This window comes from Microbacterium nymphoidis (assembly GCF_021044885.1).
GTDB classification, from domain to species: Bacteria; Actinomycetota; Actinomycetes; order Actinomycetales; family Microbacteriaceae; genus Microbacterium; species Microbacterium nymphoidis.
Genome location: NZ_JAJNOD010000006.1, coordinates 61,859 through 80,321 on the forward strand (window position 1 = coordinate 61,859; position 18,463 = coordinate 80,321).

Annotated in this window: 17 protein-coding genes; 13 read left to right on the forward strand and 4 right to left on the reverse strand. The window is 67.9% G+C overall.

From position 1 onward, the window contains the following. The first annotated feature begins 113 nt into the window (after positions 1-113). The 5 genes from rfbA to LQ566_RS15260 are packed head-to-tail and all read left to right on the forward strand — an operon-like array spanning position 114 to position 4,512. Positions 114-986: a glucose-1-phosphate thymidylyltransferase RfbA gene (gene rfbA / locus LQ566_RS15240; protein ID WP_231092627.1), complete on the forward strand. Its 873-nt coding sequence runs from the start codon at positions 114-116 to the stop codon at positions 984-986. Next, positions 983-1,981 carry a dTDP-glucose 4,6-dehydratase gene (rfbB, locus tag LQ566_RS15245; RefSeq protein WP_231092628.1) on the forward strand — a complete coding sequence of 333 codons (999 nt, stop codon included), beginning with the start codon at positions 983-985 and terminating at the stop codon, positions 1,979-1,981. Before rfbA ends, rfbB begins: the two co-directional genes overlap by 4 nt. Before the next feature lies 1 nt (position 1,982). After that, positions 1,983-3,404: a sugar nucleotide-binding protein gene (locus tag LQ566_RS15250; protein WP_231092629.1), complete on the forward strand. Its 1,422-nt coding sequence runs from the start codon at positions 1,983-1,985 to the stop codon at positions 3,402-3,404. Next, positions 3,401-4,132: a glycosyltransferase family 2 protein gene (locus tag LQ566_RS15255; protein WP_231092630.1), complete on the forward strand. Its 732-nt coding sequence runs from the start codon at positions 3,401-3,403 to the stop codon at positions 4,130-4,132. Before LQ566_RS15250 ends, LQ566_RS15255 begins: the two co-directional genes overlap by 4 nt. Then, complete coding sequence (locus LQ566_RS15260) at positions 4,129-4,512, forward strand: DUF2304 domain-containing protein (RefSeq protein ID WP_231092631.1); 384 nt, start codon at positions 4,129-4,131, stop codon at positions 4,510-4,512. The genes LQ566_RS15255 and LQ566_RS15260 overlap by 4 nt, the downstream gene beginning before the upstream one ends. A gap of 59 nt (positions 4,513-4,571) precedes the next feature. Here the strand turns inward: LQ566_RS15260 and LQ566_RS15265 are convergent, their stop codons facing one another. Together LQ566_RS15265 and LQ566_RS15270 are read right to left on the reverse strand one after the other, a co-directional pair. Beyond that, positions 4,572-5,453 carry a glycosyltransferase family 2 protein gene (locus LQ566_RS15265; protein ID WP_231092632.1) on the reverse strand — a complete coding sequence of 294 codons (882 nt, stop codon included), beginning with the start codon at positions 5,451-5,453 and terminating at the stop codon, positions 4,572-4,574. Next, positions 5,450-6,301, reverse strand: coding sequence for a glycosyltransferase family 2 protein (locus LQ566_RS15270; protein ID WP_231092633.1), 852 nt, complete (start codon positions 6,299-6,301; stop codon positions 5,450-5,452). Before LQ566_RS15270 ends, LQ566_RS15265 begins: the two co-directional genes overlap by 4 nt. A gap of 38 nt (positions 6,302-6,339) precedes the next feature. Between LQ566_RS15270 and LQ566_RS15275 the strand changes: the two genes are divergently transcribed. From LQ566_RS15275 to LQ566_RS15310, 8 genes are all read left to right on the forward strand, one after another. Beyond that, positions 6,340-7,584 carry a glycosyltransferase gene (locus LQ566_RS15275; RefSeq protein ID WP_231092634.1) on the forward strand — a complete coding sequence of 415 codons (1,245 nt, stop codon included), beginning with the start codon at positions 6,340-6,342 and terminating at the stop codon, positions 7,582-7,584. Positions 7,585-7,621: 37 nt separating this feature from the next. Beyond that, positions 7,622-8,515, forward strand: coding sequence for a glycosyltransferase (locus LQ566_RS15280; RefSeq protein ID WP_269143268.1), 894 nt, complete (start codon positions 7,622-7,624; stop codon positions 8,513-8,515). Further along, entirely contained in the window at positions 8,515-9,753 is a 1,239-nt protein-coding gene (locus LQ566_RS15285) for a lipopolysaccharide biosynthesis protein (protein WP_231092636.1), read from the forward strand. Before LQ566_RS15280 ends, LQ566_RS15285 begins: the two co-directional genes overlap by 1 nt. A 33-nt stretch (positions 9,754-9,786) precedes the next feature. Beyond that, positions 9,787-11,895, forward strand: coding sequence for an acyltransferase family protein (locus LQ566_RS15290; RefSeq protein ID WP_231092637.1), 2,109 nt, complete (start codon positions 9,787-9,789; stop codon positions 11,893-11,895). 85 nt (positions 11,896-11,980) lie between these two features. After that, positions 11,981-13,117 (forward strand): UDP-galactopyranose mutase, encoded by a 1,137-nt coding sequence (gene glf / locus LQ566_RS15295; protein ID WP_231092638.1) that lies wholly within the window; start codon positions 11,981-11,983, stop codon positions 13,115-13,117. A 51-nt stretch (positions 13,118-13,168) separates the two neighbouring features. Then, entirely contained in the window at positions 13,169-15,187 is a 2,019-nt protein-coding gene (locus tag LQ566_RS15300) for an acyltransferase family protein (RefSeq protein ID WP_231092639.1), read from the forward strand. 59 nt (positions 15,188-15,246) lie between these two features. After that, entirely contained in the window at positions 15,247-16,047 is an 801-nt protein-coding gene (locus tag LQ566_RS15305) for an ABC transporter permease (RefSeq protein ID WP_231092640.1), read from the forward strand. A gap of 1 nt (position 16,048) precedes the next feature. Continuing rightward, the gene (locus tag LQ566_RS15310) at positions 16,049-16,786 is read left to right on the forward strand and encodes an ABC transporter ATP-binding protein (protein ID WP_231092641.1); all 738 of its coding nucleotides are present in this window, start codon (positions 16,049-16,051) and stop codon (positions 16,784-16,786) included. A gap of 2 nt (positions 16,787-16,788) precedes the next feature. Here LQ566_RS15310 and LQ566_RS15315 read toward each other — a convergent pair whose 3' ends face one another. Continuing rightward, a complete protein-coding gene (locus LQ566_RS15315; protein WP_231092642.1) occupies positions 16,789-17,481 on the reverse strand; it encodes a hypothetical protein in 693 nt (230 codons plus the stop codon). After that, the gene (locus LQ566_RS15320) at positions 17,478-18,446 is read right to left on the reverse strand and encodes a glycosyltransferase (RefSeq protein ID WP_231092643.1); all 969 of its coding nucleotides are present in this window, start codon (positions 18,444-18,446) and stop codon (positions 17,478-17,480) included. Before LQ566_RS15320 ends, LQ566_RS15315 begins: the two co-directional genes overlap by 4 nt. Positions 18,447-18,463 lie beyond the last annotated feature (17 nt).

The following is an 18,463-nucleotide window of genomic DNA, read 5'->3' on the forward strand; positions in this document are numbered from 1 at the left end:
ACTGTTGTGACTGGCGTTGCTGACGAGTCTGCCACCGGCTCGTGTCCGAGTCGCGCAACGTCGGCGCGTGTCGGCGGGGCGTTCTCGCAGGGCCCGTATGACACCATGGAACCGTGAAGGGCATCATTCTCGCCGGGGGATCCGGCACGCGTCTGCATCCGATCACGCTGGGCGTGTCGAAGCAGCTGGTTCCGGTCTACGACAAGCCGATGGTGTACTACCCGCTGTCGACCCTGATGCTCGCGGGAATCCGCGAGATCCTGGTGATCACCACCCCCCACGATGCGGCTCATTTCGAGCGCCTGCTGGGGGACGGGTCGCAGTTCGGCATCTCCATCACCTTCGCCGTCCAGCCCTCGCCCGACGGGCTCGCACAGGCTTTCACCATCGGCGCGGACTTCATCGGCGACGACTCCGTCGCCCTCGTCCTCGGTGACAACCTGCTGTATGGACCGGGCCTGGGCACGAGGCTGCAGCGCTTCGCGAACATCGACGGCGGCGCCGTCTTCGCGTACTGGGTCGCGGAGCCTGAGGCGTACGGCGTCGTCGAGTTCGACGCCGAGGGCAATGCCATCTCCCTGGAGGAGAAGCCGGCAGAGCCCAAGAGCAACTACGCCGTTCCCGGACTGTACTTCTACGACAACGACGTGGTCGAGATCGCTCGCAACCTGCAGCCGTCGGCGCGCGGGGAGTACGAGATCACCGATGTCAACCGTGAGTACCTGAGCCGCGGAAAGCTGCAGGTCGAGGTGCTTCCGCGGGGCACCGCATGGCTGGACACCGGAACATTCGATCAGATGACCGATGCCGCGGATTACGTCCGCACGATGGAGCGACGCACATCGATGAAGATCGGCGCGCCCGAAGAGGTCGCCTGGCGGCAGGGCTTCCTCACCGACGACGAGCTGCGGGAGCGAGCGGAGAAGCTCGTGAAGAGCGGCTACGGCACCTATCTGCTGGACCTTCTGAAGAGAGCACACGCATGACCCGTCTCCTTGTCACCGGCGGTGCCGGCTTCATCGGATCCAACTTCGTCCACTACATGGTGGAGAATTCCGACGCGCACGTGAGCGTGCTGGACGCGCTGACCTACGCCGGGAACCGGGCGTCCCTCGACGGCCTGCCGAAGGACCGTGTGCGCTTCATCCACGGCGACATCACCGATGCGGAGCTCGTCGACGAGCTGTTCGCCGATGTCGATGCCGTGGTGCACTACGCCGCCGAGAGCCACAACGACAACTCGCTGCACAGCCCCCGTCCCTTCCTGGACACCAACATCGTCGGCACCTACACCCTGCTCGAAGCCGCTCGCAAGCACGATCGCCGCTTCCATCACATCTCCACCGATGAGGTCTACGGCGATCTGGAGCTGGATGACCCGCAGCGCTTCACCGAGCAGACGCCGTACAACCCGTCCTCGCCCTACTCGTCCACGAAGGCCGGCTCCGACCTCCTCGTGCGCGCATGGGTGCGCTCGTTCGGCGTGCGGGCCACCATCTCCAACTGCTCGAACAACTACGGCCCCTACCAGCACGTGGAGAAGTTCATCCCGCGTCAGATCACCAACGTCATCCGTGGCATCCGGCCGAAGCTGTACGGCGCGGGGGAGAACGTCCGGGACTGGATCCACGCCAACGACCACTCCTCTGCGGTGGCGACGATCCTCGACAAGGGGGTCATCGGCGAGACGTATCTCATCGGTGCCGACGGCGAGCGCAACAACAAGGACGTCGTCGAGCTGATCCTGGAGATCATGGGTCAGCCCCGCGACGCCTACGATCACGTCACCGACCGCGCCGGACACGACCTGCGTTACGCGATCGACTCCACCAAGCTGCGCACCGAACTGGGCTGGACGCCCAGCTTCTCCGACTTCGAGAGCGGGCTGGCTGCGACGATCGACTGGTACCGCGAGAACGAGAGCTGGTGGGCGCCCGCCAAGGACGCCACCGAGGCGTTCTACGCCAGCAAGGGGCAGTGAGATGACGGAGTACGGAAAGGCTCTCTCGCTCGTCGAGACGCCGATTCCGGGGCTCGTGGTGCTCGAACTTCCCGTGCACGGTGACGCTCGCGGCTGGTTCAAGGAGAACTGGCAGCGCGAGAAGATGACGGCCCTGGGTCTTCCCGATTTCGGGCCGGTGCAGAACAACGTGTCCTTCAACGACGCCGTGGGCACCACACGCGGGATCCACGCGGAGCCGTGGGACAAGTGGGTCTCGGTGGCCACGGGCCGGATCTTCGGTGCCTGGGTGGATCTGCGCGAGGGGCCGAGCTTCGGGGCGGTGTACACCACCGAGCTGGACCCGTCGCGCGCCATCTTCGTTCCCCGTGGCGTGGGCAACTCGTACCAGACGCTCGAGGCCGACACCGCATACACCTACCTCGTCAACGATCACTGGTCACCGAACGCGTCCTACTCGTTCCTCAACCTGGCCGACGAGACCGCAGCGATCGAGTGGCCGATCCCGCTCGCAGAGGTGGAGATCAGCGAGAAGGACAAGAACCACCCGCGGCTGGCCGATGTCACCCCGATCCCGCCGAAGCGCATCCTGGTACTGGGTGCGGACGGGCAGCTGGGCCTCGCACTGCGCGAGGCGTATGCGGGGGCGGCGCACGTCGAGTTCGCCGGGCGGTCCGACCTGGACGTCACGGCTCCGGGGCTGCGCGACGCGCGGCGCTGGCGGGACTACGGCGCGATCATCAATGCCGCCGCATACACCGCGGTGGACGCGGCCGAGGTCTCCCCAGGACGCGCCGATGCCTGGTCCGCGAACGCTGTCGCCGTCGCCAGCCTCGCCGCCATCGCCACGGAGTTCGCCATCACTCTCGTGCAGGTGTCGAGCGACTACGTCTTCGACGGCGCCAAGTCGGGTGCGTACACCGAGGAGGACCCCTTCGCGCCGCTCGGCGTCTACGGCCAGACGAAGGCCGCCGGCGACATCGCCGCGGCGACGGCTCCGCGTCACTACATCGTCCGCACCTCGTGGGTGATCGGCGAGGGGAAGAACTTCGTGCGCACGATGGCGTCGCTCGCCGAGCGGGGTGTCGACCCGAAGGTGGTGGACGACCAGATCGGCCGGCTCACGTTCACCGCGGACATCGCCGCCGCGATCCGGCACCTGCTCGACTCGTCCGCGCCGTTCGGCACATACAACGTCACGGGAGAGGGCGAGGCCGCTTCGTGGGCTGACATCGCCCGGGCCGTCTTCGCGGCCGTCGGCGCCGATCCGGAGCGCGTCAGCGGTGTGAGCACCGCGGAGTACTTCGCCTCGGCCACGGCTCCGGTATCGCCGCGGCCACGCAACAGTGTTCTGGAGCTGGCCAAGATCACCGCTACCGGATTCACGCCGTCTGCGTGGACCGCGTCGCTGGACGCGTACCTCCAGGTGAGTGATCGCTCGTGACCCCACCCGACGGCCGGGTGCTCATCCTCGTCCCGGCGTGGAATGAGGAACGCAACGTGGGCAACACGGTGCGCGAGATCATCGGCGCCGATCCTGCCTACGACGTCCTCGTGATCGACGACGGCTCGACCGACGCCACGGCGGAGGTCGCCCGTGCGGCGGGCGCACGGGTGCTCTCCCTGCCGTACAACCTCGGCGTCGGAGGCGCGATGCGCGCCGGCTTCACCTATGCCAAGCGCCGGGGGTACAGCCAGGCGATCCAGGTGGACGCCGATGGCCAGCACAATCCGGCGGACATCGCCGAGGTGCTCGCCGGCCTCGCCCACGCGGACATCTCTATCGGGGCACGATTCGCCGACGTCGGCGACTACTCGGTGCGCGGTCCTCGTCGCTGGGCGATGATCGTGCTCGCGAAGGTGGTCTCCGCCGTCGCGCACGTCCGCCTCACCGACGTGACCAGCGGCTTCCGGGCTGCAGGGCCGCGGGCCATCGACCAGTACGTGCGGTATTACCCCGCCGAGTATCTCGGTGACACCCTCGACTCGCTGGTGGCGGCCCTGCACGCCGGCCTCACCGTCACGCAGGTGCCGGTGGCGATGCGCCCGCGTCAGCACGGCACCCCGAGCCAGGGACCCCTCGGCTCGGCCGTGTATCTGCTGCGTTCGGTGTTCGCCCTCACCCTGGCCCTGATGCGCCCGAACCCCCGTCGAAAGCGAGACGCCGCATGATGATCAGCATTCTCGGCATCATCGTCTCCCTGGGCGTGATCATCCCCGTGATGTGGATGCTGCTGACCCGCCGGTTGCGCGAGAAGTACGCGATCCTGTGGCTGCTGCTGGGCGTCGTGCTGCTCGTGCTGGGGCTCTTCCCCGGACTGCTGGAGCGCGCGACTCGCCTGCTCGGTGTCCAGCTGCCGGTCAACCTGTTCTTCGCCGCAGCGATCGTCGTCCTGATCGGGGTGGCGCTGCACCTGTCGTGGGAGCTGTCACAGAGCGAGAACGAGACTCGTCGCCTGGCGGAGGAAGTGGCGATCCTCGGGGCGCGACTGGACGCACTGGAGGATCGCGACCGGGACGCGAGCACGGATCCGACCGCGCCCGGGAGCTGACCCCCGGCAGCGGCGCAGTCCCGGAAAGGGCAGCGCCGTACCCGCCGACGGGTCGGGACTCAGCGGACCGCGTGCCGGAGGAGGCGGGATGCTCCGGCGCCTCCCGAGAGGAGCGCGCCCGGCAGCTCGCTCAGCGCGTTCAGCCTGGAGATGACGTGGCGGCGCGCGACTCCCGCGGCGCGCTTCCAGCCGTGGGCCTGGAAGGTGCGGGCGTAGTCGGCGAAGAACCGCTTCTCCTGAGCGAACCGTTCCCCCGAGCGAGCCGCTGACATCGATGCGGATGCCCGGTGCCTGCGGTACTCGAAGGTGACGGGATCCAGCACCACCAGACTGCCGCCGCGCATCGCGAGGTCGAGGATCAGCCCGAGGTCGAGCGCGATCTCGTACTGCCGGTTGAAGCCCACCTGCTGGGCGGGAGCGGTCAGCCAGAGCAGCGAGGGGAAGTACGCCCAGTCGGCGCGGGTGAGACTCGTCGCCATCTCCTCGCCACGCAGCACGACATCGTGGCGGTCGGTGCGGGGGCGCAGCATCGCCTTGATGCGATCGGCCAGCGGAAGCGCGGGCCTGCCGTCGCCGTCGATCACCCGCACGCCCGGCTGGAGGAGCTGCGCGTCCGGGTACCGGCGACGGGCGGCATCGAGCACAGCCAGGTGATCGGGCAGCATGATGTCGTCACTGCCCATCATCGTGAAGTGTGTGGCCTGCACCAGCTCGAGGCACCGGGAGAAATTTCCGGCCACGCCCAGGTTCGCCTCGTTGCGCATCGAGACGATGCGCTCGTCGTGCAACGACATGAGCCAGTCGTGGATGCCACCGTCCGGGCTGCCGTCGTCGACGCAGACCAGCCGCCAGTCGGTGAAGGTCTGCGCCAGAACGCTCTGCACGGCGAGACGGAGAAGCTCGGAATCCCCGTAGTAGGGGAGCATCACATCGATGGTCATGATCGGTCCTCCGGCTTGCCGGTGACCCCGCGACGTCCATCACGCCACCCACGCCACGCCTGAATCGGATGCGGGGCGCGCCCGCGCAGAAGGCCGCCGACGGACTCCTCCGCGACGCGGCGCAGCACAGCCCCAGCCTGCCGCAGCGGCGGGATTCCCGCGGTGCGGGCGAACAGCGTCATGTTCCGGATACCGAGGTACATGGGATGCGCGCCCGGCTGCTGACGCGCGAGCGCGGACGGCACGACGAGCGTCTCGTGTCCTGCCCGGCGCATCCGCCAGGCGGTGTCGACGTCTTCGAAGTAGAGGAAGTAGTCCTCGCTGATCCAGCCGATCCCATCCAGCGCGCTGGTGCGGTACATCACGATGGCCCCGTCGACCCAGTCCACCGGGTAGGGCTGGGCCGCGCGGGGGGCTGTGAGATGTCCGCCGCGTCCCCCGGCGGTGAGGTAGCCGCCCGCGGAGAACACCCGCTCCGGATCGGAGGACCACCGCAGCACGGGGGCGGCCGCGCCGGCGGTCGGGTGTGCGGCCAGGGCGTCGCAGAGCTCGGCCGCCAGAGCATCGTCGAAGTCGGCGTCGTGGGTCAGGACGAGCACCGCCTCGGAGGCGGTGCCGCGCGCCTGATTCGCCGCCACGGCGTAACCGGGGTTGTCGGGACGCTCGATGAGACGTACCCGGTCGGACAGTGGCATGGCTGCCATGTCCGCGGCGCTGAGCGTGCCGCCGTTGTCGACGACGAGCACCTCGCGGGGCAGAAGGGTCTGGGACGCCAGGCGGTTCATCACCGCCGCGAGGAGCGCGGGTTGGCGGTAGGCGATGATGACAGCGGTGTAGTCGATGATCAATCCTCAGATGCGACGCGGACGCTGACTAGGCTGGAGCAATGGCTCCTGCTGACACCTCAGCGACGTCGGCTCGGTCGGACGGGATTCCGATGTTGGCCAGCGTCACAAAGTATATCCCGTACCCCGCGATCGCCCATGCGGGAGGGCAGTATGTCCTCGCTCAGGACCACGCGCTGGCCGAGGACTTCGCGATCCACCATTTCGCCCCCGACACCCCGGTCAACCGGGAGGCCCGCGGACGGTCGGCACAACCGCCCAGCACGTTGCTGCAGGGTGTCGGCCCGGGTGGGCGCGGCGGTGCGAAGCTGCTGTGGGACCTGGAGTCGGCGTGGCAGGGAAGCGCGGTGCCATGGCCATGGCGCCGGTTGTTCGCCACCGAGCGTGCGCCGTGGCCAGAGCTCGCCGCCGCCGAGATCATCGAGTTCCACTGGTCGGAGATGATCGCCCTCGCCCCGCGCGTGCGCGCGCGGCTGCCGAAGGCGCGTCTGGTCGGTGTGGCGCATGACGTGATCACACAGCGCTGGGAGCGTGCGGCCTCCCAGGCCGCCAACCCGCTGCTGCGCGCGGGCTACCGGCTGGCGGCGCGTCGAAGCGCCCGCCGGGAGGCCGCCTCCTTCGCGGCCCTGGACGTACTCATCGTCTTCAGCGAGAAGGACGCGGCGCTCGTGGAGCGGCTGCGGCCGGGCACCCCGGTCGAGGTGGTGCATCCGGGTCTCGGTCCCGAGACGACACCGGAGCGGTCCCCGGACCCGAGCGCCCCCGTCGTGCTTTTCACCGGTGCCCTGAACCGCCCCGACAACCATCGCGGCGCCCAGTGGTTCCTCGACGAGGTGTGGCCACAGGTGGCGGCGGCCGTCCCGGAGTCGCGGTTCGTCATCGCCGGTGCGAATCCGCCGGAGTCGCTTGAGCGCTCCGCGCGGGCAGCGGGCGTGGAGGTCACCGGTTTCGTCGACTCTCTGGAGCCCTGGTACGCCGGTGCGAGCGTCTTCGTCGCTCCCCTGCACACCGGTGCCGGGGTGAAGTTCAAGACTCTGGATGCGATGCTGCGCGGCGTGCCCGTCGTCGCCACGCCCGTCGGCGCCGAGGGCATTGACGCGCAGGATCTGTTCGCCGCGGTCACCGAGGATCCCGCCGAGTTCGCCCGTGCCGTGATCGCCGAGCTGCGGGCACCGGACGTGCAGCGCACCGAACGCGCGCGGGTCTGGGCGGATGGCGTCTACGGACAGGACGCGTTTCGTCGTCGCGTGCGCGGCGTCTACGAAGCGGTCCGCCAGGCACGATGAACTACCATCGGAATCTGGCTGTCGACCGAAGGACCACATGAGTACAGAGCACCGGATCATCGCCGTCGTCTCGGTGTTTCACGCCCCGGATGACCTGCGCGATCGTATGCTCGACGTGCTCGATCAGGTCGATGCGATCGTGCTCGTCGATGACGGTTCCCACACGCTGGAGACGATCGAGTTCGGTGATGACCGCATTCATACGGTCTCCTCGCCCACGAACCGAGGGATCGCCGCGGCGCTGAACACCGCCGTGAACCGTGCCCGCGAACTGGGGGCGACGCACGTCGTGACGCTCGATCAGGACTCAGCTCTCGCCCCCGATCACGTCGCTCGCCTCCTGGCGACTCTCGAGCGTTCGCAACAGGACGGAGCGATCGTCGCTGCGGCTGTTCCTGGCGTCGTCGGAGGGGCACCGATCCTCTATCTCCCGGACGGCCAGCCCTTCGACCCGATCCAGTCAGGGCAGGTCGTGCCGATGGCCACCTTCGATCGGGTCGGTCTGTTCAATGAGGATCTCTTCATCGATGCGGTCGACAGTGATTTCACAGTCCGTGCCGTGACGATGGGGATGGAATTCCGTGCTGACCGTGGTCTGCACATGGCACATGAACTTGGCGAGCTCGTGCCTCTAAAGGTATTCGGCCGCCACCTCGTGCTGGGTGGCAAGCCGCGGCACGTGCTTTACCACTCGCCAGCGCGCACGTACTACATGGTGCGCAACAGCCTGTGGCTTGCCCAGACCTACCGTGATCAAGCCCGCGACTGGACGCGGTTACGCAATCGCAAGCTCTGGGAAATGGTGATCGGAGGCTCGCTGCTGGCACCGGACCGCGCCGTGCAGCTTCGTGCTATTCGTTGGGGACGCCGTGACGCCCGACGAGGTGTGCTCGGCCGCATTCCCGCTGAGGTGCAGGCGCGGCTGCGGTGATGCCGCTCCCACTTCGTCGGCTGTTCTCCCACGCACTGTTCCGGCGCAGTGCGCTCTTCTCGATCTCGGTCATCGCCTCGACCGTGGTGGGCCTTGTATCCATCAAGCTGATCACGGATGTGCTCGGCACCGCGGGCTGGGGAAATCTCTACCTGCTGCAGGCCATCAACCAGTTCGCGTCAATCCTCGTGGCATTCGGGTGGGGAGCGACAGGTCCTGCTTCCGTGGCCGCGCTGGCACCGGAAGACCGTCGCCAGTTCCTCGTCGACTCGCTCTTCGCACGGGTTCCGTTGCTGCTTGTTGTCGGCCCGCTCGCGATCATCCTGGGTATTGCGCTCGGCTCGGATCCCGCGATGGCGATTCTGGCGACCCTGACGTACACCGTCCCGGGTGTCGGTGCTGCCTGGTATTTCGTGGGAACCAACCGTCCGCTGGCGCTTCTCACGTACGACGCATTGCCGGCCATCCTCGGCCAGATCGCCGGGCTGATCGCCGTCGTGATCGTTCCGGCGTTGTGGGCATATCTGGCAGCGACAGCGGCATTCACCATGGGAGGCGTGTTGGTGGGGCTCATCGTCGCGCTGCGCGGTCAAGACGGCGCGCGCCTTCACCGCCCCGCGCCATCGGCGCTCGCCGCCGAGATGCGCACGCAGGGGCACGGCCTGGTGACGCTGTTGTTCGGTAACCTCGCGACGACCCTTCCTGCGGTGCTCCTCCAGATCTTCAGTCCTACTGCGGTTCCCGTGTTCGGCATGGTGGACCGCATATTCCGCTACGGCGTCATCGTGCTCGGCCCGATCCTCCAGGCGGCGCAGAGTTGGGTGGGCGAGCAAGCCGACCTTCTGCGCACGCGCGCACGCACGGTCATGTGGTTCTCGATCGGGATCGGGCTCGCTGGAGGAGTGTGCTTCGCCACGTTGGCGCCAGTCTTCAGCCAGCTGTTGGGCAGCATCGAGATATCGCCGCTGCTGGCCGTGATCGGAGCGATCGCGTTCGCCAGCGAGTGCATCGGACAGCTTGTGGGCCTGGCAGGATTGGTCGCCCTGGGGCAAGGCCGCGTGCTCTCGCGTAGCGCGGTCGCCGGTGCGGTGGTCACGGTCGGTCTCCTCATTCCCGCCACGGGCTTCGGCGGTGTCACTGGTGCTCTCGCCGTCGTCGCGCTTCCGCTCGTCGGCGTTGCGGTCTGGCGCGCCACCGCCCTCTGGCGCACCACTCGGCCAACGCCGACGCTCGAATAGAGACGTGGTGGTCCGGTGACATCCGCTATCGCCATGGCGGCGCCTCGTACGCGCCGCGAAGCGCGAGCACACGCGCGACGCCGATTCCGGCTCGACATCCAGGCGCTGCGAGCGATCGCCATCCTCGCCGTGGTGCTGAACCATCTGTGGCCGCGTGCGGTGACCGGTGGGTTCATCGGTGTCGACGTGTTCTTCGTCATCTCGGGCTTCCTCATCACGGATCACCTGTTCCGGGAGCTGAGCAGCAGGGGGCGCATCGGCCTGCGCGAGTTCTACGCCCGGCGGATCCGGCGGCTGCTGCCCGCGGCGCTCCTGGTTCTCGCCGTCACCCTGGTCGGTGTGGTGGTGCTGCTGCCGGTGACCCGGTGGTCCGTGAATGCGCTCCAGATCGGCGCCAGCGCCCTGTACACGCAGAACTGGGCGCTGGCGATCAGTTCTGTCGACTACTTCGCCCACGACGCTGCCCCATCGGCCGTTCAGCACTACTGGTCGCTGTCGGTGGAGGAGCAGTTCTACCTGATCTGGCCGGTGCTGCTGCTGGCCGCCGTGATGATCCGGCGTCGTCGCCGTGCGCTCCGCAACCGCGTGGTGCTCGCGCTCAGTGTGCTCGGTATCGTGAGCTTCGGGCTGTCCGTGTGGCTCACCGCGCTGACGCCGGCGGCGGCGTACTTCTCGACCTTCACCCGCGCGTGGGAGTTCGCGGCCGGGGGTCTCGTGGCCCTCCTCTGCCAGAACCGGCGGATTCCGAGGCTGCTGGTCTTCGCCCTCGTCGTCGGCGGGCTGGCCACCGTCATCGCGTGCGTGTTCACGTTGCGCGGTTCCTCGGCCTTCCCCGGTGCGATCGCGGCGGTCCCCGTGCTCGCGACCGCCGCCGTGATCATCGGCGGGTCCGGCACGGCACGGCTGCCGTTCTGGGATCAGCTGGCGGGGCTGCGCCCCGTGCAATGGCTCGGCGAGGTGTCGTACTCCTGGTACCTGTGGCACTGGCCCGTCATCGTGCTGCTCCCGTTCCTCATCCGCGCGCCGCTGGAAGACGGGCATCGTGTCCTGATCATCGCCGCAACGCTCGTCCTGGCGTGGGGCACCCGACGATTCGTGGAGGTCCCCGCCATGCGCGCCCCCGCTCTCGCCCTGTCCGCCGGTCGCGCGTTCGTCGCATCGGCGATTGCCGTGGCCGTCATCACGGCGGCGTGCTTCGCGATCGGGATCGCCGCGAGGATCACCGCGGACAACGCGGCGGCCGCTCCACCCGCGCACGTCACGGGAGCGGGGGAGTGCACCGGCCCGGATGCGCTCGCCGATCCGGCGACCTGCGACGTGAACGCACCGGTGATCGATGCCGAGTCCACCGCCCAGGACGAGTACTTCGCAACCCCGCCGGAGTGCGGGGAGGCCGTCGATTCGCTGACCTACGACGACAAACTGACCACTCACCGGTGCATCTTCGGGGACGCCGAGCCCACGGCACGCGTCTGGCTGGTGGGGGATTCCCACGCCCAGCAGTGGCAGGGCGCGCTGTTCTCCCTCGCGCGTGAGCGGAACTGGGAGCTGACGATCAGCTTCCTCGGCGGGTGTCCGGTCGCCGAGGTCGCCTTCACCGGGTTCCGGGACATCTGGGGCGACGTGGATCGCGACCGCTGCCGGACGTACAGTGCGGATGTGATCGCCCAGATCGAGCAGGAGAGTCCCGACCTGGTGTTCACCTCCATGGCGGCTCGTCAGCAGCTCGTCGACGATGGGTCCGGCCGCGACCCGGCGGAGCAGTTCACCGCGGGCCTGGCCGCCGCCTGGCAGCGGTGGGCCGCCGCCGGATCCCTGGTCATCGCGATCGCGGACACGCCCCTGAACGGCCAGGTGCGCCCGCCCGATTGCGTCGTGCTGCGCGCGAGCGACCCGACGGCGTGCGGCGTGCCGCGCGAGACGGCACTTCCCGGCGATCCGATCGTGGCAGCGGCAACGGTCGCAGGGCCCGGTGTGCACCTGATGGACCTGTCCGATCGGATGTGCGATGAGACCACCTGCTTCGCCGCGGTGGGCGGCATGGCGGTCTTCTACGACGCCGACCACCTGAGCCTGCAGTACGTGCTGCGCCTGCTGCCCACGTTCTCGGACCGCCTGGATGCGGCCATCGCCGCGGGCTGAACCGGAAATCCCAGCCCGCTCCGTTACAGTAGGGTCCGGTGCGCCTTCTGCCCTGGGGTGTGCTGCATCAACACGAAGGAAACCCATGGATCTTCTCGTCGTCGGCTCCGGCCTGTTCGGCCTCACCATCGCAGAGCGGGCAGCGGCCGCCGGGCGCAAGGTCACCATCATCGACCGGCGCCACCACCTCGGAGGCAACGCCTACAGCGAGGCCGAGCCCATTACCGGGATCGAGGTGCACCGCTACGGGGCCCACCTGTTCCACACCTCCAACGAGACCGTGTGGGAGTACGTCAACCGCTTCACGAAGTTCACCAACTACGTGCACCGCGTGTACTCCACCCACAAGGGCGTCGTATACCCGCTGCCCATCAACCTCGGCACCATCAACCAGTTCTTCAACGCGGCCTACACGCCGGACGAGGCGCGTGCACTCATCGCGGAGCAGGCCGGGGAGTTCGAGGCTCACACCGCGAAGAACCTCGAGGAGCGCGGCATCGGCCTGATCGGTCGCCCGCTGTTCGAGGCGTTCATCAAGGACTACACCGCCAAGCAGTGGCAGACGGACGCCCGCGAGCTGCCGGCGTCGATCATCAGCCGTCTCCCGGTGCGCTACACCTACGACAACCGCTACTTCAACGACACCCACGAGGGTCTGCCCGTCGACGGGTACACGGCGTGGATGGAGCGGATGGCCGATCACGAGAACATCGACGTCAAGCTGAACGTCGACTTCTTCGACGAGTCTCAGCCGCTGAACAAGAAGGCCACGGTCGGACAGGTTCCCATCGTCTACACCGGTCCCGTCGACCGCTACTTCGACTACGCCGAGGGCGCGCTCAGCTGGCGCACCATCGACCTCGAGGAAGAGGTCCTGGACATCGGCGACTTCCAGGGGACGTCGGTGATGAACTATCCGGACGCCGACGTGCCGTACACGCGCATCCACGAGTTCAAGCACTTCCACCCGGAGCGCGCCGAGCTGTATCCGAAGGACAAGACGGTCATCCACCGCGAGTACTCCCGCTTCGCGACCCGCGACGACGAGCCCTATTACCCGGTGAACACCGCCGCGGACCGCGACGGTCTGCTCGCGTACCGGGAACTGGGCAAGGGCGAGAAGGACGTGCACTTCGGCGGCCGTCTCGGCACCTACCAGTACCTAGACATGCACATGGCGATCGGCTCCGCCCTGTCGATGTGGAACAACAACCTCGCATGATGTCGTCGTGCGGCCGGGAACACCGGCCGCACGATCTCGCATGATCCCGGAATGACCTCCCCCCGCATCTCCGACGGCCCTCGAACCGCCGCCTCACGCACGCCCGCCTACCGTCACGACATCGACGGCCTCCGCGCCTTCGCGATCGTTCTGGTCGTGATCTACCACGTCTGGGTAGGACGCGTCTCCGGCGGCGTCGACGTGTTCCTGCTGCTGTCGGCATATTTCATGACGTCGTCGTTGGTGCGTCGCGCGGACGCCGGGCGTGGGGTCGGTCTGGGGGCGTTCTACGCGAAGCGCTTCTGGCGCCTGGTGCCGGCGGCAGCGGCCACGATCGCCGCCACCCTCATCACGGTGTTCTTCGTGTTCCCGCCCTCGATGTGGAACGCCGCGTGGGAGCAGGCGCGCGCGTCGCTGTTCTACTTCCAGAACTGGGAGCTTGCGCTCAACAGCGTCGACTACTACGCGCGAGATGCGAACTCGGTCACACCGTTCCTGCACTTCTGGTCCCTGTCGATCCAGATGCAGGTCTTCCTGCTGTGGCCGTTGGTGATCCTCCTGTGCTGGGGGATCGCCCGCCTGCTGAGGATCCGCGTGGCGTCGGTGGCGCTGGTGGTCTTCCTGACCATCTTCGCAGCCTCGCTGGCCTACTCGATCGTCACCACGCAGCAGAACCAGGCATTCGCGTACTTCGACACCGGTGCACGTCTCTGGGAGTTCGCCATCGGCTCCCTCGTCGCGCTGCTGCCCGTCGGGCTCCGGTTGCCGCGGTGGATCGCGGAGATCCTCGGCTGGCTGGGGTTGCTGGCCATCCTGACATGCGGCATCGTGCTGGACGTGTCCGGCGGCTTCCCCGGCTATCTGGCGCTGTGGCCGACTCTCGCCGCCGCGACGATCGTCGTGGCGGGACGCACGCGCGCCAGCTTCACGATCGTGCTCGGCTCAGCACCGCTTCGCTGGCTCGGCCGCATCGCCTATGCGCTGTACCTGGTGCACTGGCCGCTGCTGACGACCTGGATCGTCGTGACGGGGACGAGCCCGGACCTCGCGGAGGGGGCTGCGATCATCGGCGCCTCGTTCGTCGTGGCCGTTGTGCTCCACTATCTGATCGAACGCCCGCTCGGAAACTGGAAGTGGCCCTCGGCCCTCCCGTGGCGGTCCTACTTCGCCACCGCCGTGATCATGGGACTGGTGGCGGTTCCGAATTACGCATGGCAGCTGGACACCGAGTACCGTGCGGCGGCCGCTGAGGCGATGCTGGAGGCGGACCTCACTTTCGAGCCCACCCAGCCCATCCGGACGTTGATCCCGCCGGGCACGAAGCTCGATGACGAGTGGGTGCGTCTGGACAACGGGTTCTGCTCCGGCGCGCTGGAACCGGCCGGCGAGGTGGCGCGTGAGCACTGCAGTGAGAAGGACGGCCACGACGGCGCCCCGCGGGTGACCTTCGTCGGCGACTCCCACGCGGAGCAGTGGATGGGGGCGATGCTCCCGGCGTTGCAGCGGCAGGACATGAAGGTCACCGCGAACCTCCTCGGTGGATGTCCCTTCGCCCCGGACAGCGACATCGCCTTCACGCCCGAATGCCGGCAGTGGAACGACGAGGTGTACGAAGATCTGCTCTCCTCGCCTCCCGCCGTGGTGGTCCTGATGAGCACGCGGGCCGCGGCGGACTCTCCCGACGAGGTCGAGATGCCCGCGATCGAGACCACGGTGATGACGCTGCTCGATGCCGGCAGCCAGGTCATCCTCATCCGCGACAATCCGCGATTCGACGAGAACATGTACTTCTGCGCCGAGCAGAACCTCGACGATCCCACCGCGTGCAGCAGACTGCGCTCCGACGTGCTGGCCGATGAAGACCCCGCCGCCGGGCTGGCGGAGCTGGACGGCGCGTACGTTGTGGATATGAGCGACTACCTCTGCCCGGACGGCATCTGCCCGGCGACCTTCGGCGACCTCGCGGTCTACCTCGATGACAACCACCTGACGTGGAAGTTCGCCGATCGCCTGGCACCGGCTTTCGAGCGCGAGCTCGAGCTCACCGGATTCGCGTGGCCGTCGGCCTAGACTCGGAACATGGTGAACCCGCGTCCCCGGCACAGCGGCGCTCCCGCAGGATCAGCGCGGTGACGCGCGTGCGCGCCGTCCGACGCGAATCGGATTCTCCGCGGCGGTACCTGCACTCACTGTGGCTGCTGTCCGCGCGCGATCTGCGCGTGCGCTATGCCACCAGTGCGCTCGGCTACCTGTGGTCGATCCTGGATCCGCTGGTGATGTCGTTGATCTACTGGTTCGTCTTCACGCAGGTGTTCCACCGCAAAGAAGTCGGAGGCGACCCGTACATCGTCTTCCTCATCCTCGGGCTGCTGCCGTGGGTGTGGTTCAACGCCGCGGTGACCGACTTCACCCGGGCGTTCCGTAAGGACGCCAAACTGGTGCGTTCCACGGCCATCCCCCGCTCGATCTGGGTCAACCGGATCATCGTGAGCAAGGGCGTCGAGTTCCTCTTCTCCATCCCCGTGCTCGTGGTGTTCGCGGTCGTGAACGGCGCTCCGGTCACGATCAACCTGCTCTGGTTCCCGGTGGCGGTGATCATGCAGCTGCTGCTGCTGATCGGGCTGGGGCTGCTGATCAGCCCGATCTGCGTGCTCTTCTCCGATCTGGAGCGCACGACGCGCCTGGTCCTGCGAGCCCTGTTCTACGCCTCCCCGGTGATCTACGGCATCGGTGACCTCCCCGCACCCTTCGACGTGATCGGGGCCTTCAACCCGCTCGCGGGGATCTTCTCGCTGTACCGCATCGGCTTCTTCCCCTCCCAGGAGGACTGGACCGTGGTGCTGATCGCCGCGGTCGAGGTGGTGGCTCTGCTGATCCTCGGGGCCGCGGTCTTCCGCCGCCTCGAACCGACCGTACTGAAGGGGCTGTGACGTGGCCGCGATCGAGGTGACGGGTCTGGGGATCCGCTTTCGCCGGGCCCGGCGCGGGCGCCCGAACCTGAAGGATCTCTTCTCGTCTCGCGCCCGCCGCCATCCGGGAAGCGCCGAGTTCTGGGCACTGAAGGACGTCTCGTTCCGGGTGGAGGCCGGCGAGGCGATCGGTGTGGTCGGCCGAAACGGGCAGGGCAAGTCCACCCTCCTGAAGCTCGTGGCCGGCGTGCTGCTGCCGGACGCGGGCACCGTAGCCGTTCACGACGACGTCGCGCCGCTGATCGAGCTCACCGGCGGTTTCGTCGGCGACCTCACCGTCGCGGAGAACGTCCGCCTCATCGCGGGTCTGCACGGCATGAGCCGGGCCGAGGTGGCCGACCGGTTCGAGGAGATCATCGATTTCGCCGAGTTGCACGGCCGACTCGAGACGCCGTACAAGCATCTGTCCAACGGCATGAAGGTGCGACTCGCCTTCGCCGTGGTCTCGCAACTCGGCGCGCCGATCCTGCTGGTCGACGAGGTCCTCGCCGTCGGTGACAAGGCGTTTCGTGAGAAGTGCTACGGACGCATCGAGGAACTGCTGGCGGAGGGGCGCACGCTGTTCTTCGTCAGCCACAACGAACGTGACCTCCGCCGTTTCTGCACGCGCGGCCTGTACCTGCGCGCGGGCGAGCTGGCCCTGGACGGTCCGATCGGTGAGGTGCTGGACCGGTACAACGCCGACAGCACCACGCCGTAGGCTCAGAGCCCGGCGAGATCCTTGACCGCCTGCAGCGCGGTTCGGACCTCTGCCAGGGGAGCGACGGTGTCCGTGCCGTCACCGATCGCAGTACGAAGGGTGCCCAGCGCGCCCAGATAGGTCTGCACGGTCGGACGCCACGAGGAGGCGATCGAGTCCGGCGGATTCTCGTCAGCGAGGATCATCGCGTCCTGTTCGAGCGTTCGAACGATGTCGAACGCGGCGTCTGGAGTCTGCGAGGCGAGCATGCCGAGGCCGGTGTCGGCGTCGGCGACCCGAGGCGAGATGGCGGTGGCGAAGGCACCGGTATCGGGCACGACCACCGGGGGCGCGGTCACCGCATCGGTGGGCACGGGCAGCGGCTCCTCGGGGTCCACGGGGGGAAGCTCATCCGTCGGCGTCGGATCCGGGGCTGCCGTCGCGGTGGGCGTGGCTGTCGGCGGTGGCGTGACGCTGCTGCTCGGCGTGCGCGTTGCAGACGCGCTGGCCGTCGGCGGGGGAGTCGGTGTCGCCGTCGTCGCCCCGCCGCCCGGAGAGTCAGCCCGGGGCATCAGCAGGATCACCGAGGCCAACGCGATCGCGACAACCAGGGCGATCAGCGCCACGATCAGGACGACACGTCCGGTGCGGCGCTTCGGCTTCGGGGCGAACACCCATTGCGGGCGCGCCTCGGAGGATGGTGAGCCGGAGCTCACGCCGCGCTCTCCACCGGCTGCAGCGGCTGCATCGGACGCCAGTCGGCATCCCGGGCGATCACGCGCCCGTCGCGCAGGCCCCGGAAGAGATTGCTGGTGCCGCGCACCTTGCGCTCCACCAGGAGCAGACGGATCAGCTCCTTCGCGAATGTCAGGGCCGTGCCGATCCGGAAGCGGACGGGCCGGTACGCACCGTGCTGCTTGAAGTAGTGGGCCATGTGCGCGCGGTTGCGCATGATGTAGTACCGGTACGCATCGCTGGACGCGTTGAGGTGACGAATCCCCATGTCCCACTGCTTGATCTCACGCGTGCGTCGCAGCACGAACTCGTTCACGATGGCGGAGCGGGTCTGCAGCGACGCGAGCCAGCCGTACACCGAATCATCCCAGTAGATGAAGAAGCGGGGATCGGGCAGGCCGATGCGCTGCACGATGTCGCGATGGATGAACATGCCCTCGAAGCACCCGGAGTTCATCTCGCGGTAACCGCTGTCGTCGAAGCCCGCGGGGGCGAAGGGGATCGGGATGCCGAGGGGGATGGACAGGCGGTACTGCCAGTAGAACTCGCTGCCATCGAAGTCGTACCGGCGCCCCTGCACACTCTGGAATCGCTGTCCCCAGTGACCCATGCGGGCCAGTCCGTCCGCGATCACCTCGACATCGTCGTCCATGATCCACAGCCAGGTGGAGCCCAGCTCGTAGGCCAGACGCACACCCTCGCTGAAACCGCCCGATCCGCCGGTGTTCTCGGCGAGGCGCTGGTAGACGATCTCGGTGCCGATGCGCTCCCGGAACGACTCGACCACCTGGGTGGTGTCGTCCACGGAGGCGTTGTCGACGATGACCAGGTGCCCGGGCTTCGGATCCATCGCCTCGATGGAGGTGAGCAGGCGCGTGAGGAGAGCGGACCGGTTGTAGGTCACCACCACGATCGTCGCGGATGCGGGATCGAACACTTCGGGCATGCGAGCGTGCTCCTGAC

Bases quoted from the DNA above. Each gene is read 5' to 3' on its own strand.
- rfbB (WP_231092628.1), top strand. From the start codon at position 983: ATGACCCGTCTCCTTGTCACCGGCGGTGCCGGCTTCATCGGATCCAAC.
- LQ566_RS15250 (WP_231092629.1), top strand. From the start codon at position 1,983: ATGACGGAGTACGGAAAGGCTCTCTCGCTCGTCGAGACGCCGATTCCG.
- LQ566_RS15260 (WP_231092631.1), top strand. From the start codon at position 4,129: ATGATGATCAGCATTCTCGGCATCATCGTCTCCCTGGGCGTGATCATC.
- LQ566_RS15265 (WP_231092632.1), bottom strand. From the start codon at position 5,453: ATGACCATCGATGTGATGCTCCCCTACTACGGGGATTCCGAGCTTCTC.
- LQ566_RS15275 (WP_231092634.1), top strand. From the start codon at position 6,340: ATGGCTCCTGCTGACACCTCAGCGACGTCGGCTCGGTCGGACGGGATT.
- LQ566_RS15280 (WP_269143268.1), top strand. From the start codon at position 7,622: ATGAGTACAGAGCACCGGATCATCGCCGTCGTCTCGGTGTTTCACGCC.
- LQ566_RS15285 (WP_231092636.1), top strand. From the start codon at position 8,515: ATGCCGCTCCCACTTCGTCGGCTGTTCTCCCACGCACTGTTCCGGCGC.
- LQ566_RS15290 (WP_231092637.1), top strand. From the start codon at position 9,787: ATGGCGGCGCCTCGTACGCGCCGCGAAGCGCGAGCACACGCGCGACGC.
- glf (WP_231092638.1), top strand. From the start codon at position 11,981: ATGGATCTTCTCGTCGTCGGCTCCGGCCTGTTCGGCCTCACCATCGCA.
- LQ566_RS15300 (WP_231092639.1), top strand. From the start codon at position 13,169: ATGACCTCCCCCCGCATCTCCGACGGCCCTCGAACCGCCGCCTCACGC.
- LQ566_RS15320 (WP_231092643.1), bottom strand. From the start codon at position 18,446: ATGCCCGAAGTGTTCGATCCCGCATCCGCGACGATCGTGGTGGTGACC.